18 protein-coding genes, 4 tRNA genes and 3 rRNA genes are annotated in these 22,270 nt (G+C 53.6%); 10 read left to right on the top strand and 15 right to left on the bottom strand.

The window, feature by feature from the left end:
• Positions 1 to 115: 115 nt before the first annotated feature.
• Together FY206_RS04980 and dnaQ are read right to left on the bottom strand one after the other, a co-directional pair.
• Positions 116 to 192, bottom strand: a tRNA-Asp gene (locus FY206_RS04980).
• 132 nt (positions 193 to 324) lie between these two features.
• Positions 325 to 1,056 (bottom strand): DNA polymerase III subunit epsilon, encoded by a 732-nt coding sequence (dnaQ, locus tag FY206_RS04975; protein ID WP_032638283.1) that lies wholly within the window; start codon positions 1,054 to 1,056, stop codon positions 325 to 327.
• 64 nt (positions 1,057 to 1,120) lie between these two features.
• Between dnaQ and rnhA the strand changes: the two genes are divergently transcribed.
• Positions 1,121 to 1,588 (top strand): ribonuclease HI, encoded by a 468-nt coding sequence (gene rnhA / locus FY206_RS04970; RefSeq protein ID WP_023310485.1) that lies wholly within the window; start codon positions 1,121 to 1,123, stop codon positions 1,586 to 1,588.
• Here rnhA and FY206_RS04965 read toward each other — a convergent pair whose 3' ends face one another.
• On the bottom strand, positions 1,589 to 2,305 hold the full coding sequence (locus tag FY206_RS04965) for a class I SAM-dependent methyltransferase (protein ID WP_032638281.1): 717 nt from the start codon (positions 2,303 to 2,305) through the stop codon (positions 1,589 to 1,591). It lies immediately after the preceding gene.
• Positions 2,306 to 2,337: 32 nt separating this feature from the next.
• Here FY206_RS04965 and gloB point away from each other — a divergent pair, with 32 nt between their 5' ends.
• Together gloB and mltD are read left to right on the top strand one after the other, a co-directional pair.
• On the top strand, positions 2,338 to 3,096 hold the full coding sequence (gene gloB, locus FY206_RS04960; RefSeq protein WP_032638279.1) for a hydroxyacylglutathione hydrolase: 759 nt from the start codon (positions 2,338 to 2,340) through the stop codon (positions 3,094 to 3,096).
• A 68-nt stretch (positions 3,097 to 3,164) separates the two neighbouring features.
• Positions 3,165 to 4,529: a murein transglycosylase D gene (mltD, locus tag FY206_RS04955; RefSeq protein WP_032638277.1), complete on the top strand. Its 1,365-nt coding sequence runs from the start codon at positions 3,165 to 3,167 to the stop codon at positions 4,527 to 4,529.
• Positions 4,530 to 4,581: 52 nt separating this feature from the next.
• On the opposite strand, the gene FY206_RS04950 is transcribed toward mltD, so the two are convergent.
• From FY206_RS04950 to FY206_RS04940, 3 genes are all read right to left on the bottom strand, one after another.
• Positions 4,582 to 5,355 (bottom strand): class I SAM-dependent methyltransferase, encoded by a 774-nt coding sequence (locus tag FY206_RS04950; RefSeq protein ID WP_032638275.1) that lies wholly within the window; start codon positions 5,353 to 5,355, stop codon positions 4,582 to 4,584.
• A 75-nt stretch (positions 5,356 to 5,430) separates the two neighbouring features.
• Complete coding sequence (locus tag FY206_RS04945; RefSeq protein WP_032642466.1) at positions 5,431 to 6,231, bottom strand: endonuclease/exonuclease/phosphatase family protein; 801 nt, start codon at positions 6,229 to 6,231, stop codon at positions 5,431 to 5,433.
• Between the two features lie 136 nt (positions 6,232 to 6,367).
• Entirely contained in the window at positions 6,368 to 7,543 is a 1,176-nt protein-coding gene (locus FY206_RS04940; RefSeq protein ID WP_032638273.1) for an MFS transporter, read from the bottom strand.
• 104 nt (positions 7,544 to 7,647) lie between these two features.
• On the opposite strand from FY206_RS04940, the gene yafC reads away from it, so the two are divergent.
• Positions 7,648 to 8,553, top strand: a complete 906-nt coding sequence (gene yafC, locus FY206_RS04935) for a DNA-binding transcriptional regulator YafC (protein WP_032638271.1) — start codon at positions 7,648 to 7,650, stop codon at positions 8,551 to 8,553.
• A 29-nt stretch (positions 8,554 to 8,582) separates the two neighbouring features.
• Here yafC and dkgB read toward each other — a convergent pair whose 3' ends face one another.
• From dkgB to gmhB, 8 genes are all read right to left on the bottom strand, one after another.
• Positions 8,583 to 9,386 carry a 2,5-didehydrogluconate reductase DkgB gene (gene dkgB, locus FY206_RS04930; RefSeq protein ID WP_077064324.1) on the bottom strand — a complete coding sequence of 268 codons (804 nt, stop codon included), beginning with the start codon at positions 9,384 to 9,386 and terminating at the stop codon, positions 8,583 to 8,585.
• Positions 9,387 to 9,546: 160 nt separating this feature from the next.
• A tRNA-Asp gene (locus FY206_RS04925) sits at positions 9,547 to 9,623 on the bottom strand.
• 56 nt (positions 9,624 to 9,679) lie between these two features.
• A 5S ribosomal RNA gene (gene rrf, locus FY206_RS04920) occupies positions 9,680 to 9,795 on the bottom strand.
• Positions 9,796 to 9,867: 72 nt separating this feature from the next.
• Positions 9,868 to 12,772, bottom strand: a 23S ribosomal RNA gene (locus FY206_RS04915).
• A 171-nt stretch (positions 12,773 to 12,943) separates the two neighbouring features.
• Positions 12,944 to 13,019 (bottom strand) — tRNA-Ala (locus tag FY206_RS04910).
• 109 nt (positions 13,020 to 13,128) lie between these two features.
• Positions 13,129 to 13,205 (bottom strand) — tRNA-Ile (locus tag FY206_RS04905).
• A 69-nt stretch (positions 13,206 to 13,274) separates the two neighbouring features.
• Positions 13,275 to 14,816, bottom strand: a 16S ribosomal RNA gene (locus tag FY206_RS04900).
• Together the 16S, 23S and 5S rRNA genes with 3 tRNA genes alongside form the textbook arrangement of a ribosomal RNA operon.
• A gap of 368 nt (positions 14,817 to 15,184) precedes the next feature.
• Positions 15,185 to 15,751, bottom strand: a complete 567-nt coding sequence (gene gmhB, locus FY206_RS04895) for a D-glycero-beta-D-manno-heptose 1,7-bisphosphate 7-phosphatase (protein ID WP_032644151.1) — start codon at positions 15,749 to 15,751, stop codon at positions 15,185 to 15,187.
• 188 nt (positions 15,752 to 15,939) lie between these two features.
• Here gmhB and metN point away from each other — a divergent pair, with 188 nt between their 5' ends.
• The 6 genes from metN to proS all read left to right on the top strand — a co-directional run bounded on the left by metN (position 15,940) and on the right by proS (position 21,519).
• Entirely contained in the window at positions 15,940 to 16,971 is a 1,032-nt protein-coding gene (metN, locus tag FY206_RS04890; RefSeq protein WP_032644150.1) for a methionine ABC transporter ATP-binding protein MetN, read from the top strand.
• Positions 16,964 to 17,617, top strand: a complete 654-nt coding sequence (locus FY206_RS04885; RefSeq protein WP_014168730.1) for a methionine ABC transporter permease MetI — start codon at positions 16,964 to 16,966, stop codon at positions 17,615 to 17,617. Before metN ends, FY206_RS04885 begins: the two co-directional genes overlap by 8 nt.
• A gap of 40 nt (positions 17,618 to 17,657) precedes the next feature.
• Positions 17,658 to 18,473: a methionine ABC transporter substrate-binding lipoprotein MetQ gene (gene metQ / locus FY206_RS04880; RefSeq protein ID WP_014168729.1), complete on the top strand. Its 816-nt coding sequence runs from the start codon at positions 17,658 to 17,660 to the stop codon at positions 18,471 to 18,473.
• A 106-nt stretch (positions 18,474 to 18,579) separates the two neighbouring features.
• Positions 18,580 to 18,984 carry an Rcs stress response system protein RcsF gene (gene rcsF / locus FY206_RS04875; protein WP_008501883.1) on the top strand — a complete coding sequence of 135 codons (405 nt, stop codon included), beginning with the start codon at positions 18,580 to 18,582 and terminating at the stop codon, positions 18,982 to 18,984.
• Positions 18,981 to 19,688, top strand: a complete 708-nt coding sequence (tsaA, locus tag FY206_RS04870; RefSeq protein WP_032644149.1) for a tRNA (N6-threonylcarbamoyladenosine(37)-N6)-methyltransferase TrmO — start codon at positions 18,981 to 18,983, stop codon at positions 19,686 to 19,688. The genes rcsF and tsaA overlap by 4 nt, the downstream gene beginning before the upstream one ends.
• Before the next feature lie 112 nt (positions 19,689 to 19,800).
• The gene (gene proS, locus FY206_RS04865) at positions 19,801 to 21,519 is read left to right on the top strand and encodes a proline--tRNA ligase (RefSeq protein ID WP_032644148.1); all 1,719 of its coding nucleotides are present in this window, start codon (positions 19,801 to 19,803) and stop codon (positions 21,517 to 21,519) included.
• Between the two features lie 47 nt (positions 21,520 to 21,566).
• Here proS and nlpE read toward each other — a convergent pair whose 3' ends face one another.
• On the bottom strand, positions 21,567 to 22,265 hold the full coding sequence (nlpE, locus tag FY206_RS04860; RefSeq protein ID WP_032644146.1) for an envelope stress response activation lipoprotein NlpE: 699 nt from the start codon (positions 22,263 to 22,265) through the stop codon (positions 21,567 to 21,569).
• Positions 22,266 to 22,270: the final 5 nt, after the last annotated feature.

The following is a 22,270-nucleotide window of genomic DNA, read 5'->3' as shown; positions in this document are numbered from 1 at the left end:
TAATTAATTGCACTATGGAGATTAACTTTTTGTTAACGATAGATGAAGGAATAAGATCGCAGAATGCTGAAACGACGAAGGCCTGAATCATTTCTGATTCAGGCCTTCTGAATAGTGGCGGAACGGACGGGACTCGAACCCGCGACCCCCTGCGTGACAGGCAGGTATTCTAACCGACTGAACTACCGCTCCACTGTTCCCGTTTGGGGAACGAGGCGCATATTACGGTGCGCCTCCGATCTCGTCAACGCTTTTTCTCACGTTTTGAATCGTTTGCTGCAAAAATCGCCCAAACGATGATTTTACAGGCATTCAGCCGTTTTTTCAGGCACGCCACAAACAGCTGCCGCCCTTCTTCTGCACCAGATCAAGCCGCGATTCGTGGTTAATAAGCTCTTCATCACTGGCTAAAATAACCCGCAGCCGGCTCGCCTGACGGACAACACGTTGAATACCCGCTTCGCCCTGCGTCTGCTGAGACTCATTTTCGATACTGAACTTCATTGACGTCTGCCCGCCGGTCATCGTCAGATAGACATCGGCGAGGATCTGGGCATCGAGCAACGCCCCGTGGAGCGTTCGCTTGGTATTGTCTATCTCATAGCGCGAACAGAGTGCATCAAGGCTGTTACGCTTGCCCGGGAACATCTTCCTTGCCAGCGCCAGGCTGTCCGTCACCTTACAGAAGGTGTTCGTCTTCGGGATATCACGATTAAGCTTGCTGAATTCATAGTCCATAAAGCCGATATCGAACGAGGCGTTATGGATGACAAGCTCGGCGCCCTTGATGTATTCCAGGAACTCGTCAGCGACATCCGCAAACGTCGGCTTATCCAGCAAGAACTCATCGGCAATACCGTGAACGCCGAACGCCTCTGGATCCACCAGCCGATCGGGTTTGAGATACACATGGAAGTTGTTCCCCGTGAGACGACGGTTCACCACTTCAACGGCACCGATCTCAATGATCTTATGCCCTTCGTAGTGCGCGCCGATCTGATTCATACCGGTGGTTTCGGTATCGAGGACAATCTGGCGAGTAATTGCAGTGCTCATAGCGGTCATTTATGTCAGACTTATCGTTTAACTGAACGTTTCAAATACAGGAAGTCTACCAGAGATGCGTAAACAGGTAGAAATTTTCACCGATGGATCTTGTCTCGGCAACCCGGGTCCCGGCGGCTACGGCGCGATTATGCGCTATCGCCAGCACGAAAAAACCTTCAGCGAAGGCTATTTTCTGACCACCAACAACCGGATGGAGCTGATGGCGGCCATCGTGGCGCTGGAGGCGTTAAAAGAACATTGTGACGTAGTGTTAAGTACCGACAGCCAGTATGTGCGCCAGGGGATTACCCAGTGGATCCATAACTGGAAAAAACGCGGCTGGAAGACCGCCGATAAGAAGCCGGTCAAGAACGTCGATCTCTGGAAACGTCTTGATGCTGCGCTGGGCCAGCACCAGATTAAGTGGGAGTGGGTTAAAGGCCACGCCGGCCACCCGGAAAACGAACGCTGCGACGAACTGGCGCGTGCGGCAGCCTCTAACCCTGCGCATGAGGACGCGGGGTATCAGCCTGACGCCTGATCAGGGCTTTCTGTATTGCCGCGTGGCGCCTACGGTCTGGCGGATCGGCGTTTTCGATTTGCTTTGCTTCATGGGGTTAAGCGTAAGGGGAATGGTTCGCTTACGCGCGACGATAAACTGCATGCAGCCTAAGGCAGGCAAATGCGTGTTCAGCAAGACGCCCCCCTGCCGCGCCCAGGGCAGCACCTGAAAACCGCCGTAGCAGAGCACTTCAAAGTTCAGCAGCGAAAGCCAGTCGAGCTGGCGCATCAGGGTGAACATCCGGCTGTTGTAAGGCGGCGTCCGGCGCAGCACGGGCACCAGCTTACGCAGCCCCATCAGGCTCAGCGGGTTAAATCCACTCAGTACCAGCCAGCCGTCATCAATCAGCACGCGATCGGCCTCGCGCAGCAGACGATGCGGATCGCTGCACCAGGGTAACGTGTGTGCGAGCAAACACGCATCGACGGATTTTTCCGCAAACGGCAGATGCAGCGGGTCTGCTTTAACCTGAACCGGCGATCCGCCGAGAGAGACATTCACCTGATGCGAGATAGCGCAGCTTTCGGTATTGATTTCCGCGCTGAGATTGCCAATCTTAAGCAGGTGAAAGCCATACATTTTCGCGAGCCAGGGCTTAAGCTGTTGCTCTAACGCCTCGCGATAGTATTCACCCCAGGGCAATTCTGCCCAACGTTCCGGTGCTGCGACAGCCTGAGGTATCCTTGCCGGTTTCATCAACACACCCGCCACGCTATTAGAGGTAATGTATGAATCTTATCAGTATTTCCGCTTTTGAGGACAATTACATCTGGGTTTTGGTTGACGATGAACGTCGATGCGTCATTGTCGATCCCGGAGAAGCGGCCCCGGTTCTGCGCGCAATAAAGGAGAACGGCTGGCAGCCAGAGGCTATTCTGTTGACGCATCACCACAACGACCATACTGGCGGCGTGCCTGAACTGCGCGACCACTTTCCGCATCTTGTGGTTTACGGACCGGCTGAAGCACAAGATAAGGGGATCACGCAAGTAGTCGAAGAAAGCAAAAAAATCCTCATACGCGAGTGGGAGTTTTCCGTATTTGCTACGCCCGGTCACACTTTAGGACATCTATGTTTCTACAGTAAGCCTTATCTTTTTTGCGGCGACACGCTGTTCTCCGGCGGCTGCGGAAGGCTGTTTGAAGGCACGCCAGCGCAAATGTATCAGTCTTTACAGAAGATTAATGCCCTGCCCGATGAGACCGTCATTTGTTGCGCCCATGAGTATACATTAGGAAATATGAAGTTTGCGATAAGCCTCTTACCCGAGGATCGAGCGATTCAGGATTATTATCACAAAGTGAAGGAGTTACGTGCAAAAAACCAAAAAACACTCCCCGTAATTCTGAAAAATGAGCGCCAGATTAATTTATTTTTACGAACAGATGATATTGATTTAATTAACAAAATTAACCAAGAAACAAATTTGCAACAACCAGAACAGCGATTTGCATGGTTAAGGTCAAAGAAAGATAACTTCAGATAATTGCGGGTTGCCTTTTCAAAATTTCGCCGTTATCATCGCTCGTCTTTTAAGCAACTATTGACACACACATGAAGGCAAAAGCGATATTACTCGCCTCTGTCCTGCTTGTAGGTTGCCAGTCGCAGAACGGCAGCAACGTACAGCAGCACGCACAGAGCCTTTCTGCAGCTGGTCAAGGGGAAGCAGGGAAGTTTGCAAGTTCGGCGCGCTGGATGGACGATGGAACATCTTTCGCGCAGGATCAAGACTTGTGGACCTCTATTGGCGACGAGCTAAAGATGGGAATTCCGGAAAATACCCGGATTCGCGAACAGAAACAGAAGTATTTAGGTAATAAGAGCTATCTCCACGATGTAACGTTACGGGCAGAGCCGTATATGTACTGGATAGCCGGGCAAGTTAAAAAACGTAACATGCCTATGGAGCTGGTACTCCTACCCATAGTGGAGAGCGCTTTTGACCCACACGCGACGTCTGGCGCCAATGCCGCGGGCATTTGGCAGATCATTCCGAGCACCGGGCGAAACTATGGTCTGAAACAGACCCGCAACTATGATGCGCGTCGCGATGTTGTCGCTTCAACGACAGCCGCTCTCGACATGATGCAACGTCTGAACAAGATGTTTGACGGCGACTGGCTGTTAACGGTCGCAGCGTACAATAGCGGCGAAGGTCGTGTACTGAAGGCAATGAAAGCGAATAAAGCACGGGGTAAATCCACCGATTTTTGGTCGCTCTCACTGCCACAGGAAACGAAGATTTACGTACCGAAAATGCTGGCACTGAGCGATATTCTCAAGAACAGCAAGCGTTACGGTGTGCAACTGCCAACACCAGACGAAAGTCGTGCACTGGCGCGCGTTCGCCTCAGCAATCCGGTTGATATCCAACAGGTTGCTGATATGACGGGTATGTCGGTAAGTAAATTGAAAACCTTTAATGCTGGCGTTAAAGGCTCAACCCTGGGGGCAAGTGGCCCGCAGTATGTAATGGTTCCGCAGAAACATGCCGAACGGTTACGTGAGTCTTTAGCTTCTGGTGAAATCGCCGCCGTTCAGTCAACGCTGATCGCCGATGCATCATCGGTCAATAGCCGCAGCTATAAGGTTCGTTCAGGTGATACGCTTTCGGGCATTGCATCACGTCTTGGCGTGACGGCGAAAGATCTGCAGCAGTGGAATAACCTGCGCAGTTCAGGTCTGAAAGTGGGTCAAACTCTGACGGTAGGTGCAGGTAGCAGCGCACAGCGTCTCGCCAGCAACAGCGATAGCATTACCTATCGCGTGCGCAAGGGCGATTCGCTGTCCAGTATCGCAAAACGACACGGCGTGAACATCAAGGATGTGATGCGCTGGAACAATGATACTGACAATCTGAAACCTGGCGACCAGCTGACGCTGTTTGTGAAGAATAGCGCCACGCCAGACTCCTGATAACGCGATCGAAAGATAAAAAGGCACCGATTCCCCTCGGTGCCTTTTTTGTTTATCCCGCTTTTTGCGCTTCAGCCATGATGGTGTCGCTGGTAAATGAGCCATCGTCCTGCAGTTCAAAGTACGCCTTTACCTCCGCGGACGCGCTTTCCTGATAGAGCCTGATCGCCTGGCTTAATGCTTCCGGGGTGCGCATACGCGCGATCCAGGAGCTAAACTCCAGCGGTAAGCGGTCGGTAATCAACGCGCGCGCGATCAGCCCCGCTTCAGTAATAAGCGACAACCACTCTCCGCTGGCGTAGTTTTGCACGTGTGAAGTATCGCGCAGCGCTTCTACCGTCTGCAGCCAGATATTGCGCACCGGATGTCCGGGTGACATCACATCCATAATAATGAAGATTCCGCCCGGCTTCAGGACACGTTTAACCTCGCGTAATGCCTGGCCGACATCATGCCAGTGGTGCGCGGAATAACGGCTGATCGCCACCTCAAACGACGCATCGTCAAACGGCAAGGATTCGGCATAGCCCTGCCGCGTATCAATGTTGTTCAGCCCTTTCGCTTTCGCCGCCTCGGCAACGACGTTCAGCATCTGGCTGGATAAGTCATACGCGGTAACGTGCGCGACCTGCTGCGCGGCCGTAAAGCTGGCATGCCCTGCCCCACAGCCTAAATCCAGCACGTGCGCCTGCGGAAACGCTGCCAGACGTTCACCGAGACGCGCCAGATCGCGACCGGAAGCGTGTACGGCGCTGCTCAGATAGGCGCTTGCCTGAGAACCAAACTGTTTTTCTACGTTGTCATGATGGGAGCGTGTTGTTGTCATCGTACTGTCCTTTGTGAGTGAAAAATAAAGGGCAGCACCCGCGAAGGCCTGCCCCACGGCAGACCTGACGCACCATTATTTATCAGGTTTGCCGGGACTGAATTCGACGAGTAGAGGGTTGTGGTCGGAGGCGCGCGTCACCAGAACAGAGGCGTCGTGCACGTTCAACCCACGATAGAAGACAAAATCGAGAGGACGACCAAAGGCTTTTTTGCGCTGGTCATCGCTAAAACGCACTTCGCGCAGCGACATTTCGCGCGCAAAGCGGTACAGCGCGTTCATGCGCGGACGGCTCCAGGCATTGAAATCGCCTGCCATAATGATGGGCCCGCTGTGATGCGCTATCTGATCGCCAATGGGAAGTAACTGCTTACTATAGACATCCACGCCCAGGCTGAAGTTTACCGCGTGGATGTTCACCACCATCAGCATTCGGGTATCCGGCAGCGGATAGACCGTCACCAGCGCCGATTTCGCCAGACGCAGGATGGGCTCGCGTTCGCGCAGCGGGCAGCAGTAGACCGGATGTGCCGCTGAAAGCGTCATCACGCCCGAGGGATGCTGTGGCAGGACAAAGGCAGGCACCTGGTCGGCGGCAAGATAGTTGGTCGTGGCAAACCGCACCAGCTCAGGGGTGGTTTGCGCCTCCTGGAGCAGGACCAGATGGGCATCTTTGCCAAAATTCTTGAGAACCGATAACCACTCCGCACGCTGCTGCTTGAAGATATTCCACACCAGCACGCGGATTTTTTCATCGCTGCTTAACGGCGTGCCGGCGGGTAATGCCTGGCTTATGCTCGCAAACGATCCCGGAGGCAAGATCCTCTCCGCGGGCATTCCGGCAACATAACGCATGGCATAGGTATTTTTTCGCACTTTTGGAAACAGCCTCTGTAACATGAACCAGTCCGGAAAACGGACTGGTTCTAATGTTATAGGGACTTTAGGTCATACTTTCAACGCAATTTCTGAGAAACCGCTTTCCAGTTTTGTAAGCAAGCACTTACTGATGTTACCCCAGCGCGACGCGGGTAGGCTTATCAAGGCGCCCACTCAGGCCTATCAGCAGGAAGGCGACCAGAACAATCACCGCGCCAATCCATGGGGTCTGGGTTAATCCGAAGTGTTCGACCGTTTGCCCACCAATGAGGGAGCCCAGCGCGATCCCAATATTAAAAGCGGCAATGTTCAGACCGGAAGCCACATCCACCGCATTTGGCGTATAAAGCTCGGCTTTCTGTACAACGTAGACCTGAAGCCCGGGCACATTGCCAAAGGCGAAAATCCCCATGACCAGTACGGTGACCAGCGCGGCGTACTGTATCGAAGCCGTGAACTGAAAAATCATCAACAGAGCAACCAGCGCGGCGAAGATGAATTTCAGTGCCGGTACCGCACCATGCTTATCCGCAAGCTTGCCGCCCCAGATATTGCCAATGGCCACGGAAATACCGTATCCCAGTAAAATCCAGCTCACGGCGTTGGGGGAGAAGCCTGCCAGGTCCTGCATCATCGGAGCAAGGAAGGTGAAGGCGGTGAATACGCCTCCATAGCCAAGCGCCGTAACCGCGTAGATGATCAGCAAACGCGGATGCGTAAGGACCTTCAATTGATCGCTCAGGCTTGCGCTGGCCCGGCCGGGAATAGTCGACGGCACCAGCAGCAGGCTGGTCACCAGGGCAATAACGCCCAATAAGGAGACGGCAAGGAACGTTTCACGCCAGCCGAAGTGCTGTCCGATAAACGTTCCCAACGGTACGCCCGTGACGAGTGCAACCGTCAACCCACCGAACATGATCGCAATGGCTGAAGCCGCTTTCTCTTTGGGTACCAGGCTGGTTGCAATGGTGGAACCAATCGAGAAGAACACACCGTGCGCGAGGCCGGTCAACAGACGAGCGATCGCCAGGGTGCCGTAGTTCGGCGCCTGCCAGGCCAGCATGTTTCCGGCGGTGAACAGCACCATTAATGCAACTAATAGCTGCTTACGTGGGAAACGTCCGGTGAGGGCCGTCAGCACGGGCGCGCCGACGGCGACGCCCAGGGCGTAGATAGAGACCAGCAACCCGGCGGAAGGCAACGAGATCGCAAGCTGATTAGCGATGGTGGGAACCAGTCCCACAATAACGAATTCGGTCGTGCCAATTGCAAAGGCACCGATCGTCAGGGCAAGTAGCGCCAGTGGCATAAAATACTCCGTATCATCAGGATTAAGATGACAGGCAGTATGGGCCAGTGCTTAAATAACAAAAATGGTCAAAATATCAATAGAATTTTGCGGGTGGTGCAATAATGAAAGCAACATCAGAAGAGCTGACAATCTTTGTCGCCGTCGTTGAAAGCGGCAGCTTTAGCCGCGCGGCCGAACAGCTGGGACAGGCTAATTCCGCCATAAGCCGATCGGTAAAAAAGCTGGAGATGAAGCTGGGCGTGAGCCTGCTCAACCGAACGACGCGGCAGCTGAGCCTGACGGAAGAAGGAGAGCGTTATTTCCGCCGCGTGCAGTCGGTACTGCAGGAGATGGCCGCAGCGGAGACGGAGATTATGGAAACCCGCAGCACGCCGCGTGGGTTGCTGCGCATTGATGCGGCTACGCCGGTCGTGCTTCACTTTTTGATGCCGCTGATCAAGCCTTTTCGCGAACGCTATCCTGAGATGACGCTTTCTCTGGTCTCTTCAGAGACGTTTATTAACCTCATTGAGCGTAAAGTGGATGTGGCTATCCGGGCGGGGACCCTGACAGATTCAAGCCTGCGTGCCCGCCCTCTGTTTGCCAGCTACCGCAAAATTATCGCATCGCCAGAGTATATTGCCGAACATGGTAAACCGGAGACGGTTGAAGAGCTGAAGCAACATCTCTGCCTGGGCTTTACGGAGCCGGTGTCGCTGAACACCTGGCCTATCGCCTGTCATGATGGCCAGCTCCATGAAATTACCTGCGGGTTATCCTCTAACAGCGGGGAAACGCTGAAGCAGCTGTGTCTTGAAGGAAACGGCATCGCGTGCCTGTCTGACTATATGATTGACAAGGAAATTGCACGAGGTGAACTGGTGGAGCTGATGGCGGATAAACGTTTGCCAGTCGAGATGCCCTTTAGCGCGGTGTATTACAGCGACAGAGCGGTGAGTACGCGGATTCGCGCTTTTATTGACTTCCTGAGTGAACATATAAAAACAGCTCCCGGAGGAGCTGTGTGAGGGTTCAGACTACAGAGGGTGGGTCAAACTTAATCCCAGTCAGGGGCTAAACCTTCCGGGCTGACCAGGCGATCGTTGCAATCCAGCGCTGCGATCGCTCTTTTATCGTCCGCATCCAGATGAAGATCCGCTGCCAGCAGGTTGCTGGCGAGGTTTTCACGTTTAGTGGATGATGGGATCACCGCGTAACCTTCACCCATTGCCCATGCCAGAATGACCTGTGCAGCGGTCGCGTTATGTTTCTCCGCGATGCGCGTAATCACCTCATCTTTCAGAGCCTTACCATAGGCCAGCGTCGTGTATGAGGTGATGTGGATCCCATGCTGTTTTGCCCAATCCACGACTTTGCGGTTTTGCAGGTATGGAGATAGCTCGATCTGGTTGGTCGCAATATTTTCTGCGCCAACAGCGGCAATGGCTCTTTCCATCAGCGGAATGGTGAAGTTGGAGATACCAATTTCACGGGTTAAGCCCTGCTTTTTCGCTTCCAGCAGCGCCTGCATGTATTCTTCGACTGAGACGGCATCATTCGGTGATGGCCAGTGGATCAGCGTCAGATCTACATAGTCAGTACGCAGTTTTTTCAGGCTCTCTTTCAGGCTAGGGAGCAGCTTGTCTTTACTGAGGTTTTCAATCCAGATTTTCGTGGTGATAAACAGTTCATTACGCGACACACCGCTCTCTTCAAGGGCTTGTCCGACGGCAGCTTCGTTTTCATAGATCTGTGCCGTATCAACGGCGCGATAGCCAAGCTCGAGTGCGGTATTAACCGATGCGATAACAACGTCGTCTTTCAGGCGGAAAGTGCCCAGACCAAATGCAGGGAGAGTCATACTGTTCCTCAATCATTATGTTCGTAAACTGAGGAAGATTATCGCTGGCGTTGTTATAGAGAAAAAGAGCGCAAAACGCAGAGGATTTTTGCTAATTTCGCAATAATTAAGCAATAGATAAGAAAAAAGCCCTGAGCGTTAGCTCAGGGCTTTTAATAAGTGGCGGAACGGACGGGACTCGAACCCGCGACCCCCTGCGTGACAGGCAGGTATTCTAACCGACTGAACTACCGCTCCACCGAAGACTGCTTGTAACCACCGGATTTATGCACCGGCTTACTACTAATTTTGATGCCTGGCAGTTCCCTACTCTCACATGGGGAGACCCCACACTACCATCGGCGCTACGGCGTTTCACTTCTGAGTTCGGCATGGGGTCAGGTGGGACCACCGCGCTAAAGCCGCCAGGCAAATTCTGTTAATCTGTATCAAAGCTGAAATCTGATTGTCTGTCTCACCGCCAAAACATCTTCGGCGTTGTAAGGTTAAGCCTCACGGTTCATTAGTATCGGTTAGCTCAACGCATCGCTGCGCTTACACACCCGACCTATCAACGTCGTCGTCTTCAACGTTCCTTCAGGACTCTCAAGGAGTCAGGGAGAACTCATCTCGGGGCAAGTTTCGTGCTTAGATGCTTTCAGCACTTATCTTTTCCGCATTTAGCTACCGGGCAGTGCCATTGGCATGACAACCCGAACACCAGTGATGCGTCCACTCCGGTCCTCTCGTACTAGGAGCAGCCCCCCTCAATTCTCCAGCGCCCACGGCAGATAGGGACCGAACTGTCTCACGACGTTCTAAACCCAGCTCGCGTACCACTTTAAATGGCGAACAGCCATACCCTTGGGACCTACTTCAGCCCCAGGATGTGATGAGCCGACATCGAGGTGCCAAACACCGCCGTCGATATGAACTCTTGGGCGGTATCAGCCTGTTATCCCCGGAGTACCTTTTATCCGTTGAGCGATGGCCCTTCCATTCAGAACCACCGGATCACTATGACCTGCTTTCGCACCTGCTCGAGCCGTCACTCTCGCAGTCAAGCTAGCTTATGCCATTGCACTAACCTCCTGATGTCCGACCAGGATTAGCTAACCTTCGTGCTCCTCCGTTACTCTTTGGGAGGAGACCGCCCCAGTCAAACTACCCACCAGACACTGTCCGCAACCCGGATCACGGGTCTACGTTAGAACACCAGCCATTAAAGGGTGGTATTTCAAGGACGGCTCCACGCAGACTGGCGTCCACGCTTCAAAGCCTCCCACCTATCCTACACATCAAGGACCAGTGTTCAGTGTCAAGCTATAGTAAAGGTTCACGGGGTCTTTCCGTCTTGCCGCGGGTACACTGCATCTTCACAGCGAGTTCAATTTCACTGAGTCTCGGGTGGAGACAGCCTGGCCATCATTACGCCATTCGTGCAGGTCGGAACTTACCCGACAAGGAATTTCGCTACCTTAGGACCGTTATAGTTACGGCCGCCGTTTACCGGGGCTTCGATCAAGAGCTTCGCGTTGCCGCTAACCCCATCAATTAACCTTCCGGCACCGGGCAGGCGTCACACCGTATACGTCCACTTTCGTGTTTGCACAGTGCTGTGTTTTTAATAAACAGTTGCAGCCAGCTGGTATCTTCGACTGATTTCAGCTCCACCCGCAGGGGCTTCACCTACATATCAGCGTGCCTTCTCCCGAAGTTACGGCACCATTTTGCCTAGTTCCTTCACCCGAGTTCTCTCAAGCGCCTTGGTATTCTCTACCTGACCACCTGTGTCGGTTTGGGGTACGATTTCGTGTTACCTGATGCTTAGAGGCTTTTCCTGGAAGCAGGGCATTTGTTACTTCAGCACCGTAGTGCCTCGTCATCACACCTCAGCGTTAAAAGGTACCGGATTTACCTGGAACCTCCGCCTACATGCTTAAACCGGGACAACCGTCGCCCGGCTAACATAGCCTTCTCCGTCCCCCCTTCGCAGCAACACCAAGTACAGGAATATTAACCTGTTTCCCATCGACTACGCCTTTCGGCCTCGCCTTAGGGGTCGACTCACCCTGCCCCGATTAACGTTGGACAGGAACCCTTGGTCTTCCGGCGAGCGGGCTTTTCACCCGCTTTATCGTTACTTATGTCAGCATTCGCACTTCTGATACCTCCAGCAACCCTCACAGGCCACCTTCAACGGCTTACAGAACGCTCCCCTACCCAACAACGCATAAGCGTCGCTGCCGCAGCTTCGGTGCATGGTTTAGCCCCGTTACATCTTCCGCGCAGGCCGACTCGACCAGTGAGCTATTACGCTTTCTTTAAATGATGGCTGCTTCTAAGCCAACATCCTGGCTGTCTGTGCCTTCCCACATCGTTTCCCACTTAACCATGACTTTGGGACCTTAGCTGGCGGTCTGGGTTGTTTCCCTCTTCACGACGGACGTTAGCACCCGCCGTGTGTCTCCCGTGATAACATTCTTCGGTATTCGTAGTTTGCATCGGGTTGGTAAGCCGGGATGGCCCCCTAGCCGAAACAGTGCTCTACCCCCGAAGATGAGTTCACGAGGCGCTACCTAAATAGCTTTCGGGGAGAACCAGCTATCTCCCGGTTTGATTGGCCTTTCACCCCCAGCCACAAGTCATCCGCTAATTTTTCAACATTAGTCGGTTCGGTCCTCCAGTTAGTGTTACCCAACCTTCAACCTGCCCATGGCTAGATCACCGGGTTTCGGGTCTATACCCTGCAACTTAACGCCCAGTTAAGACTCGGTTTCCCTTCGGCTCCCCTATACGGTTAACCTTGCTACAGAATATAAGTCGCTGACCCATTATACAAAAGGTACGCAGTCACACCACGAAGGTGCTCCCACTGCTTGTACGTACACGGTTTCAGGTTCTTTTTCACTCCCCTCGCCGGGGTTCTTTTCGCCTTTCCCTCACGGTACTGGTTCACTATCGGTCAGTCAGGAGTATTTAGCCTTGGAGGATGGTCCCCCCATATTCAGACAGGATACCACGTGTCCCGCCCTACTCTTCGAGTTCACAACCTGTGTGCTTTCGTGTACGGGACTGTCACCCTGTACCGTGCGACTTTCCAGACGCTTCCACTAACACACAAGCTGATTCAGACTCTGGGCTGCTCCCCGTTCGCTCGCCGCTACTGGGGGAATCTCGGTTGATTTCTTTTCCTCGGGGTACTTAGATGTTTCAGTTCCCCCGGTTCGCCTCGTTAACCTATGTATTCAGTTAACGATAGTGTGTCGGAACACACTGGGTTTCCCCATTCGGACATCGCCGGGTCAAAGGTTCATATCACCTCGCCGGCGCTTTTCGCAGATTAGCACGTCCTTCATCGCCTCTGACTGCCAGGGCATCCACCGTGTACGCTTAGTCGCTTAACCTCACAACCCGAAGATGTTTCACTTCATGATTGCGAAAATTTGAGAGACTCGAACACACCTTAAAGATGTGTCGTTTCAATTTTCAGCTTGATCCAGATTTTTAAAGAGCAAAACTTCGCAGTGCACCTTTTCAGGTTCACTCTGAAGTTTTCTTGTGTTCGCAGTAAAAGATGGTGGAGCTATGCGGGATCGAACCGCAGACCTCCTGCGTGCAAAGCAGGCGCTCTCCCAGCTGAGCTATAGCCCCATCGTATTACAAACCTCTGTACCGGTAATTCTTCCTGAGACAAGGCGTGGAATAACGAAGCATACTTCAGTATGTGAGTTATTTCGCAACGCAGTATTCAGGGAGAATTTGGTAGGCCTGAGTGGACTTGAACCACCGACCTCACCCTTATCAGGGGTGCGCTCTAACCACCTGAGCTACAAGCCTGTAGAGGTTTTTACTGCTGTTTTTCATCAGACAATCTGTGTGAGCACTGCAAAGGCAGGTTCTTTAAGGTAAGGAGGTGATCCAACCGCAGGTTCCCCTACGGTTACCTTGTTACGACTTCACCCCAGTCATGAATCACAAAGTGGTAAGCGCCCTCCCGAAGGTTAAGCTACCTACTTCTTTTGCAACCCACTCCCATGGTGTGACGGGCGGTGTGTACAAGGCCCGGGAACGTATTCACCGTAGCATTCTGATCTACGATTACTAGCGATTCCGACTTCATGGAGTCGAGTTGCAGACTCCAATCCGGACTACGACGCACTTTATGAGGTCCGCTTGCTCTCGCGAGGTCGCTTCTCTTTGTATGCGCCATTGTAGCACGTGTGTAGCCCTACTCGTAAGGGCCATGATGACTTGACGTCATCCCCACCTTCCTCCAGTTTATCACTGGCAGTCTCCTTTGAGTTCCCGGCCTAACCGCTGGCAACAAAGGATAAGGGTTGCGCTCGTTGCGGGACTTAACCCAACATTTCACAACACGAGCTGACGACAGCCATGCAGCACCTGTCTCAGAGTTCCCGAAGGCACCAATCCATCTCTGGAAAGTTCTCTGGATGTCAAGAGTAGGTAAGGTTCTTCGCGTTGCATCGAATTAAACCACATGCTCCACCGCTTGTGCGGGCCCCCGTCAATTCATTTGAGTTTTAACCTTGCGGCCGTACTCCCCAGGCGGTCGACTTAACGCGTTAGCTCCGGAAGCCACGCCTCAAGGGCACAACCTCCAAGTCGACATCGTTTACGGCGTGGACTACCAGGGTATCTAATCCTGTTTGCTCCCCACGCTTTCGCACCTGAGCGTCAGTCTTTGTCCAGGGGGCCGCCTTCGCCACCGGTATTCCTCCAGATCTCTACGCATTTCACCGCTACACCTGGAATTCTACCCCCCTCTACAAGACTCTAGCCTGCCAGTTTCGAATGCAGTTCCCAGGTTGAGCCCGGGGATTTCACATCCGACTTGACAGACCGCCTGCGTGCGCTTTACGCCCAGTAATTCCGATTAACGCTTGCACCCTCCGTATTACCGCGGCTGCTGGCACGGAGTTAGCCGGTGCTTCTTCTGCGGGTAACGTCAATTGCTGAGGTTATTAGCCTCAACACCTTCCTCCCCGCTGAAAGTACTTTACAACCCGAAGGCCTTCTTCATACACGCGGCATGGCTGCATCAGGCTTGCGCCCATTGTGCAATATTCCCCACTGCTGCCTCCCGTAGGAGTCTGGACCGTGTCTCAGTTCCAGTGTGGCTGGTCATCCTCTCAGACCAGCTAGGGATCGTCGCCTAGGTGAGCCGTTACCCCACCTACTAGCTAATCCCATCTGGGCACATCTGATGGCAAGAGGCCCGAAGGTCCCCCTCTTTGGTCTTGCGACGTTATGCGGTATTAGCTACCGTTTCCAGTAGTTATCCCCCTCCATCAGGCAGTTTCCCAGACATTACTCACCCGTCCGCCGCTCGTCACCCGAGGAGCAAGCTCCTCTGTGCTACCGCTCGACTTGCATGTGTTAGGCCTGCCGCCAGCGTTCAATCTGAGCCATGATCAAACTCTTCAATTTAAGTTTGATGCTCGTGAATTAAACTTCGTAATGAATTACGTATGTTCACTCAGAGACTTGGTATTCATTTATTGTCCGAAGACATTAAGAATCCATGTCACTTTGAGTGCCCACACAGATTGTCTGATAAATTGTTAAAGAGCAGTGCAACGCGGCTTTCGCTCACCGTTGCGAGGTGGCGTATATTACGCTTTCCTCTTTCAGAGTCAACCCGTTATTTCAGGATTTTTTCTCTTCAACCGACCGGGTTGTTTGTGAAGTGATTCACGTCCGCCGTGTCGATGGAGGCGCATTATAGGGGGCCGCCGAGGAATGACAAGCGGAAAAATGCATTTTATTTTCAACCGCTCATCTTTTCGCCAAAAAGGCTATTTTTGGTGCTTTTTAATCTCTTTTGGCAGATCGGCCAGACTATTAATCACCCAATCCGCTGCATTTTCTGCTTCTGCCGTCACTGGCTTACCGGTGCGAACTAATATTTTGGTTCCTACACCCGCTGCGGCAGCTGCCTGCATATCTTCCAGCTTGTCGCCCACCATATAAGAAGCCGCCATATCAATGTGCAGGAATTCCTGCGCAGAGATGAACATTCCCGGGTGCGGCTTACGGCAGTCACAGGTTTGACGATACTCTTCTACGCTTCCCTGCGGGTGATGCGGACAATAGTAGATGCCGTCGAGATCCACACCGCGGTCGGCCAGCGACCAGTCCATCCATTCCGTCAGCGTCTCGAACTGTGCTTCGGTGAATTTACCGCGTGCAATCCCGGACTGGTTTGTCACCACCACCAGCGCATACCCCATCTCTTTCAGCTGGCGCATGGCATCTATTACGCCCTCGATAAACTCGAACTCATCAATCTCATGGACATAGCCGTGATCCACATTAATAGTGCCGTCACGATCGAGAAAAATTGCGGGTACTGATTTTGCCACCGGTTTGCTCCTGAAAAAGGCATGTTCGACTAGTATCTCATGAATCGCAGCGCAATAAAGTGCTCATCGTACAGAGTTGGATTGATTTAGACGTCTGGATGCCTTAACATCCGTTTTGTTTACGGTCATCACCCGTATCTGGCAGAAGAAAATGCCACGGCTAACTTACATACGATAAAAATAATCTAATGATTAAACTTTCCAATATCACCAAAGTGTTCCAGCAGGGGAACCGAACGATTCAGGCGCTGAACAACGTCAGCCTGCATGTTCCTGCTGGTCAAATTTATGGCGTCATTGGCGCATCGGGTGCAGGTAAAAGCACGCTGATTCGTTGTGTTAACCTGCTTGAGCGTCCAACCCAGGGCAGCGTAGAAGTTGGCGGCCAGGAACTTACCGCCCTCTCAGAGAAAGAACTCACCAAAGCGCGTCGTCAGATTGGCATGATCTTCCAGCACTTTAACCTGCTGGCCTCTCGCACCGTGTTCGGCAACGTTGCCCTGCCGCTGGAGCTGGACAACACGCCGAAAGAAGAAGTGAAGCGTCGCGTGACCGAACTGCTCGACCTCGTGGGTCTGGGCGACAAACATGACAGCTACCCGGCAAACCTGTCCGGTGGGCAAAAACAGCGCGTGGCCATTGCCCGCGCGCTGGCAAGCAATCCAAAGGTGCTGCTGTGCGATGAAGCCACCAGCGCGCTGGATCCGGCCACCACGCGTTCTATTCTGGAACTGCTGAAGGATATTAACCGTCGCCTGGGCCTGACGATCCTCCTAATTACGCACGAGATGGACGTGGTGAAACGCATCTGCGACTGCGTGGCGGTCATCAGCAACGGTGAACTGATCGAGCAGGACACGGTAAGCGAAGTGTTCTCCCATCCGAAAACCCCGCTGGCGCAGCAGTTCATCCAGTCCACGCTGCATCTGGATATTCCGGAAGATTATCTGGCGCGTTTGAAAAGCGAACCTGCGGCAGACAGCGTCCCGATGCTGCGCATGGAGTTCACCGGTCAGTCCGTTGATGCCCCTCTGCTTTCCGAAACCGCGCGTCGCTTTAACGTGAACAACAACATTATCAGCGCGCAGATGGATTACGCCGGTGGCGTGAAGTTCGGCATCATGCTGACGGAAATGCACGGCACTCAAGAAGAAACCCAGGCAGCGATTGCCTGGCTGCAAGAACACCACGTAAAAGTAGAGGTACTGGGTTATGTCTGAGCCGATGATGTGGCTGCTGGTTCGCGGCGTTTGGGAAACGCTGGCAATGACCTTTGTCTCTGGCTTCTTTGGTTTTGTGATTGGCCTGCCGGTCGGCGTACTGCTGTACGTGACGCGTCCGGGTCAAATCATTGAGAACGCGAAGCTGTACCGTACGCTCTCTGCGCTGGTGAATATCTTCCGTTCCATTCCCTTCATTATTCTGCTGGTGTGGATGATTCCGTTTACCCGCGTGATCGTCGGAACGTCTATCGGCCTGCAGGCGGCCATCGTTCCGCTGACCGTGGGGGCAGCGCCGTTTATCGCCCGTATGGTGGAAAACGCCCTGCTGGAGATCCCAACCGGTTTGATCGAAGCCTCACGCGCGATGGGCGCAACGCCGATGCAGATCGTCCGCAAGGTTCTGCTGCCGGAAGCACTGCCAGGCCTGGTGAACGCGGCAACCATCACGCTCATTACGCTGGTCGGTTATTCCGCAATGGGTGGTGCCGTTGGCGCGGGCGGTTTAGGCCAGATTGGTTATCAGTACGGCTATATTGGATATAACGCTACCGTGATGAATACCGTTCTGGTATTGCTGGTTGTTCTGGTTTACTTAATCCAGTTCTCTGGCGATCGCATCGTCCGGACCGTTACGCACAAATAACGTTACACACAACACAAACTCTACGAGTTAAGGATAAAACATGGCGTTTAAATTAAAGACCTTCGCAGCAGTAGGCGCGCTGATCGGCTCTCTGGCACTGGTGGGTTGCGGTCAGGACGAAAAAGATCCAAACCACATTAAAGTGGGCGTAATCGTGGGTGCAGAACAGCAGGTTGCGGAAGTCGCTCAGAAAGTGGCGAAAGAGAAGTATGGCCTGGACGTAGAGCTGGTAACCTTCAACGATTACGTTCTGCCGAACGAAGCGCTGAGCAAAGGCGATATCGACGCTAACGCCTTCCAGCATAAGCCATACCTGGACCAGCAGATCAAAGATCGCGGCTATAAACTGGTGGGCGTCGGTAACACCTTCGTTTATCCAATCGCCGGTTACTCCAAGAAAATTAAATCACTGGACGAACTGCAGCCGGGCTCTCAGGTTGCCGTGCCTAACGACCCAACCAACCTCGGTCGTTCCCTGCTGCTGCTGCAGAAAGTGGGCCTGATCAAACTCAAAGACGGTGTTGGCTTGCTGCCAACCGTTCTGGACGTCACCGAAAACCCGAAAAATCTGAAAATTGTTGAGCTGGAAGCCCCGCAGCTGCCGCGTTCCCTGGACGATGCGCAAATCGCTCTGGCCGTGATCAACACCACCTACGCCAGCCAGATTGGCCTGACGCCTGCCAAAGACGGCATCTTCGTTGAAGATAAAGATTCCCCGTACGTTAACCTGATCGTGACTCGCGAAGACAACAAAGACGCGGAAAACGTGAAGAAATTCGTACAGGCCTATCAGTCGGACGAAGTTTACCAGGAAGCCAACAAGGTGTTTAACGGCGGCGCTGTTAAAGGCTGGTAATCTCACCTCAGTGTAATATCATCAGGACGGGCTTATGCCCGTCTTGTCATTTGTGCAGTCTACTGATTCAATATCTGACGTTTTGATTATCCATTGAGGAAATATTATGCGTGCTTTACCGATCTGTCTTTTAGCACTCATGCTGAGCGGCTGTTCTATGCTAAGCAGATCTCCTGTTGAACCCGTTCAAAGCACGGCAACCCCGCCAAAGACCGAGCCTGCGAAGCCGAAAGTGGTTCGCCCTGCGCCGGTTCGCATTATCACGAAAGCAGACGAACTCGTCGGTAAACCGTTCCGTGAGCTGGGCGAAGTGAGCGGCGAATCCTGTCAGGCGACCAATCAGGACTCGCCACCAAATATTCCGACGGCGCGTAAACGTATGCAGATTAACGCGGCCAAAATGAAAGCCAACGCGGTTCTGCTGCACAGCTGTGAAGTCACCAGCGGCACGCCGGGCTGCTACCGTCAGGCGGTTTGCATCGGTTCTGCGCTAAACATTACGGCGAAATGAGTGCATTTCAGTTCGAGCAAATAGGCGTTATCCGCTCTCCTTATAAAGAGAAGTTCGCCGTACCCCGCCAGCCCGGTCTGGTCACCAGCGGAGGCGGCGAGCTTCACCTGGTTGCGCCTTACAATCAGGCCGATGCGGTACGCGGACTTGAGGCGTTCAGCCATCTATGGGTGGTGTTCGTGTTTCATCAGACGATGGAAGGCGGCTGGCGTCCTACCGTGCGTCCTCCTCGTCTTGGCGGCAATGCGAGAATGGGCGTGTTTGCGACGCGCTCAACCTTCCGTCCAAACCCGGTTGGCATGTCGCTGGTTGAACTGAAAGGCATACGCTGCCAGAAAGAGCAGGTGATACTGGAGTTAGGCAGTCTGGACCTGGTCGACGGCACGCCGGTTATCGACATCAAACCCTATTTGCCCTTCGCCGAAGCGCTTCCGGACGCGCGTGCCAGCTATGCTCAGGACGCACCGCAGGCTAACATGCCTGTCTATTTTACGCCTGAGATAACCGCGCAGCTTGGCCAACTGGAGAAGCGCTATCCTCGCTTACGGGATTTCATCACCGAGGTTCTGGCACAGGATCCGCGTCCGGCCTACCGTAAAGAAGAGGAAGCAGGAAAAACGTACGCCGTATGGCTGCTGGATTTTAACGTTCGCTGGCGCGTTACCGGGGCAGGTTTTGAAGTGTTTGCCCTTGAACCCAGGTAATTTTGTTCTCCTCTCTTTTGGCATCTTTGCCACACTGGTAAACTAAACCACTTTTTTTGTGTCAGGCTGGCGTTTCAGCCTGTTCCAATCGTCGAAATGGAACCGTAACAACATGCGTACTAGCCAATATCTGCTCTCCACTCTGAAGGAGACGCCTGCCGACGCCGAAGTGATCAGCCATCAGCTGATGCTGCGCGCCGGGATGATCCGCAAGCTGGCCTCCGGGTTATATACCTGGCTGCCGACCGGCGTTCGCGTCCTGAAAAAAGTCGAAAACATCGTGCGTGAAGAGATGAACAACGCCGGTGCTATCGAGGTGTCTATGCCTGTGGTTCAGCCCGCTGACCTGTGGCAGGAGAGCGGCCGTTGGGAGCAATATGGCCCAGAACTGCTGCGTTTCGTCGATCGCGGCGAGCGTCCGTTCGTTCTCGGCCCAACGCATGAAGAAGTCATTACCGACCTGATTCGTAATGAGCTGAGCTCTTACAAACAGCTGCCGCTGAACTTCTTCCAGATCCAGACCAAGTTCCGTGACGAAGTTCGCCCGCGTTTCGGCGTCATGCGCTCTCGCGAATTCCTGATGAAAGACGCCTACTCTTTCCATACTTCTCAGGAATCCCTGCAAGAGACTTACGACGCCATGTACGCGGCCTACAGCAAAATCTTCTCCCGCATGGGTCTGGATTTCCGCGCCGTGCAGGCTGATACCGGCTCTATCGGCGGTAGCGCCTCCCATGAGTTCCAGGTGCTGGCGCAGAGCGGTGAAGACGATGTGATCTTCTCTGACTCTTCAGACTACGCGGCGAATATCGAATTTGCAGAAGCGCTGGCACCAAAAGAACCACGCGGCGCGGCAACGCAAGAGATGACGCTGGTTGATACGCCAAACGCCAAAACCATCGCCGAGCTGGTTGAGCAGTTCAATCTGCCGATCGAAAAAACCGTTAAGACGCTGCTGGTGAAATCCACCGAAGGGAGCGCTTTCCCGCTGGTTGCCCTGCTGGTGCGTGGCGATCACGAGCTGAACGAAGTGAAAGCCGAGAAGCTTCCGCAGGTCGCAAGCCCGCTGACCTTCGCCACGGAAGCGGAAATCCGTGCCGTGGTCAATGCGGGTCCAGGTTCACTGGGTCCAGTCAATCTGCCGGTGCCTGTTGTTATTGACCGCACGGTAGCCGCGATGAGCGACTTCTCCGCCGGTGCGAACATCGACGGTAAACACTATTTCGGCATCAACTGGGATCGCGACGTGGCGACGCCGGAAGTGGCTGACATCCGTAACGTGGTCGCAGGCGATCCAAGCCCGGACGGTCAGGGTACCCTGATGATTAAGCGCGGCATCGAAGTGGGTCACATCTTCCAGCTGGGCGATAAATACTCGCGCGCGCTGAACGCCGCCGTTCAGGGTGAAGATGGCCGTAACCAGATCCTGACCATGGGCTGCTACGGTATCGGGGTGACGCGCGTGGTGGCTGCGGCGATCGAGCAGAACTACGACGAGCGCGGCATCGTCTGGCCGGACAACATCGCGCCGTTCCAGGTCGCTATTCTGCCAATGAACATGCACAAGTCTTACCGCGTGCAGGAGCTGGCCGAGAAGCTGTATGCCGAGCTGCGCGCTCAGGGTATCGAAGTGCTGATGGATGACCGTAAAGAGCGTCCAGGCGTGATGTTTGCCGATATGGAACTGATCGGTATTCCGCACACCGTCGTCATCGGCGACCGCAACCTCGACAGCGATGAGATTGAATACAAATACCGTCGCAGCGGCGAAAAACAGATGATCAAGACCGGCGACATTCTTGATTACCTGGTGAAAGCCATCAAAGGCTAAACAAAAAACCCCGCTCAGGCGGGGTTTTTTAATGGCGCTACGTCAGCTTATTTGCTGTTACAGTCTTTGCCCGCAATAAACTTCGCGTCTTTGTCCGCCACCAGCGTCTTCACCATCTCCCCGCTGTCCGGGTTTGGCTCCAGCGTAAAGTGACCGTCAACCGTCAACAATACCGGCTTGCTGTCATTACCGCGTGCCACCGCGTAATCACGTTCAAGCTGCGCATTGTTTGCCACGCTGACCTTCCTGCCGGTGGCGCAGTCGGTAAAGATCGCCGCATCCGCCATATAGAAGTACATCCCCCGCATCGCCATTGGCGTGGCAGGCAGGGCCGCTTTCACCGGTGCCAGCGTGTAGTTGAACTGGGATTCAATCGGATTGCCTTCGCGATCGAGCATCTCCATCCCCTCGCCCTTAGCGCGGAAATACGTTTTATCGCCCGTGGTATCCGTCAATACCAGCTTCTCGGCCGTACGCGCCCATGTGCCATAAGTCGCAAAAGAAGACGGCTCTTTAGCGCCCTGATAGCGCTGGTTCATCACCCAGGTGCCGTCTTTTTGCAGGAACAGAGACGTTTCAATGCCTTCGCAGTCCGCACACGGCAATACGCCGCGCCAGCTTTGCTGCATCGGTTTGAGTTCTTCCGTTTGCGTGGGTTGCAAAACCTGCGTTTCGGAACGATTGTTACACCCGAAAAGCGCAAACAGCGTACTCACTGCCAGCGCTGATAATAATGCTTTTTTCACAATGA

The sequence above is a fragment of the Enterobacter chengduensis genome (assembly GCF_001984825.2).
GTDB classification, from domain to species: domain Bacteria; phylum Pseudomonadota; class Gammaproteobacteria; order Enterobacterales; family Enterobacteriaceae; genus Enterobacter; species Enterobacter chengduensis.
Note: the sequence above shows the minus strand (reverse complement) of the source record. Positions and strands in the feature narration are given on the sequence as shown.

Excerpts from the sequence above, each read along its gene's own strand:
- FY206_RS04965 (WP_032638281.1), bottom strand. The coding sequence starts at position 2,305 with ATGAAACCGGCAAGGATACCTCAGGCTGTCGCAGCACCGGAACGTTGG.
- dkgB (WP_077064324.1), bottom strand. The coding sequence starts at position 9,386 with ATGACTCTCCCTGCATTTGGTCTGGGCACTTTCCGCCTGAAAGACGAC.
- FY206_RS04885 (WP_014168730.1), top strand. The coding sequence starts at position 16,964 with ATGTCTGAGCCGATGATGTGGCTGCTGGTTCGCGGCGTTTGGGAAACG.
- FY206_RS04950 (WP_032638275.1), bottom strand. The coding sequence starts at position 5,355 with ATGACAACAACACGCTCCCATCATGACAACGTAGAAAAACAGTTTGGT.
- dnaQ (WP_032638283.1), bottom strand. The coding sequence starts at position 1,056 with ATGAGCACTGCAATTACTCGCCAGATTGTCCTCGATACCGAAACCACC.
- rnhA (WP_023310485.1), top strand. The coding sequence starts at position 1,121 with ATGCGTAAACAGGTAGAAATTTTCACCGATGGATCTTGTCTCGGCAAC.
- metN (WP_032644150.1), top strand. The coding sequence starts at position 15,940 with ATGATTAAACTTTCCAATATCACCAAAGTGTTCCAGCAGGGGAACCGA.
- mltD (WP_032638277.1), top strand. The coding sequence starts at position 3,165 with ATGAAGGCAAAAGCGATATTACTCGCCTCTGTCCTGCTTGTAGGTTGC.
- FY206_RS04940 (WP_032638273.1), bottom strand. The coding sequence starts at position 7,543 with ATGCCACTGGCGCTACTTGCCCTGACGATCGGTGCCTTTGCAATTGGC.
- tsaA (WP_032644149.1), top strand. The coding sequence starts at position 18,981 with ATGAGTGCATTTCAGTTCGAGCAAATAGGCGTTATCCGCTCTCCTTAT.
- yafC (WP_032638271.1), top strand. The coding sequence starts at position 7,648 with ATGAAAGCAACATCAGAAGAGCTGACAATCTTTGTCGCCGTCGTTGAA.
- proS (WP_032644148.1), top strand. The coding sequence starts at position 19,801 with ATGCGTACTAGCCAATATCTGCTCTCCACTCTGAAGGAGACGCCTGCC.
- rcsF (WP_008501883.1), top strand. The coding sequence starts at position 18,580 with ATGCGTGCTTTACCGATCTGTCTTTTAGCACTCATGCTGAGCGGCTGT.
- metQ (WP_014168729.1), top strand. The coding sequence starts at position 17,658 with ATGGCGTTTAAATTAAAGACCTTCGCAGCAGTAGGCGCGCTGATCGGC.
- gloB (WP_032638279.1), top strand. The coding sequence starts at position 2,338 with ATGAATCTTATCAGTATTTCCGCTTTTGAGGACAATTACATCTGGGTT.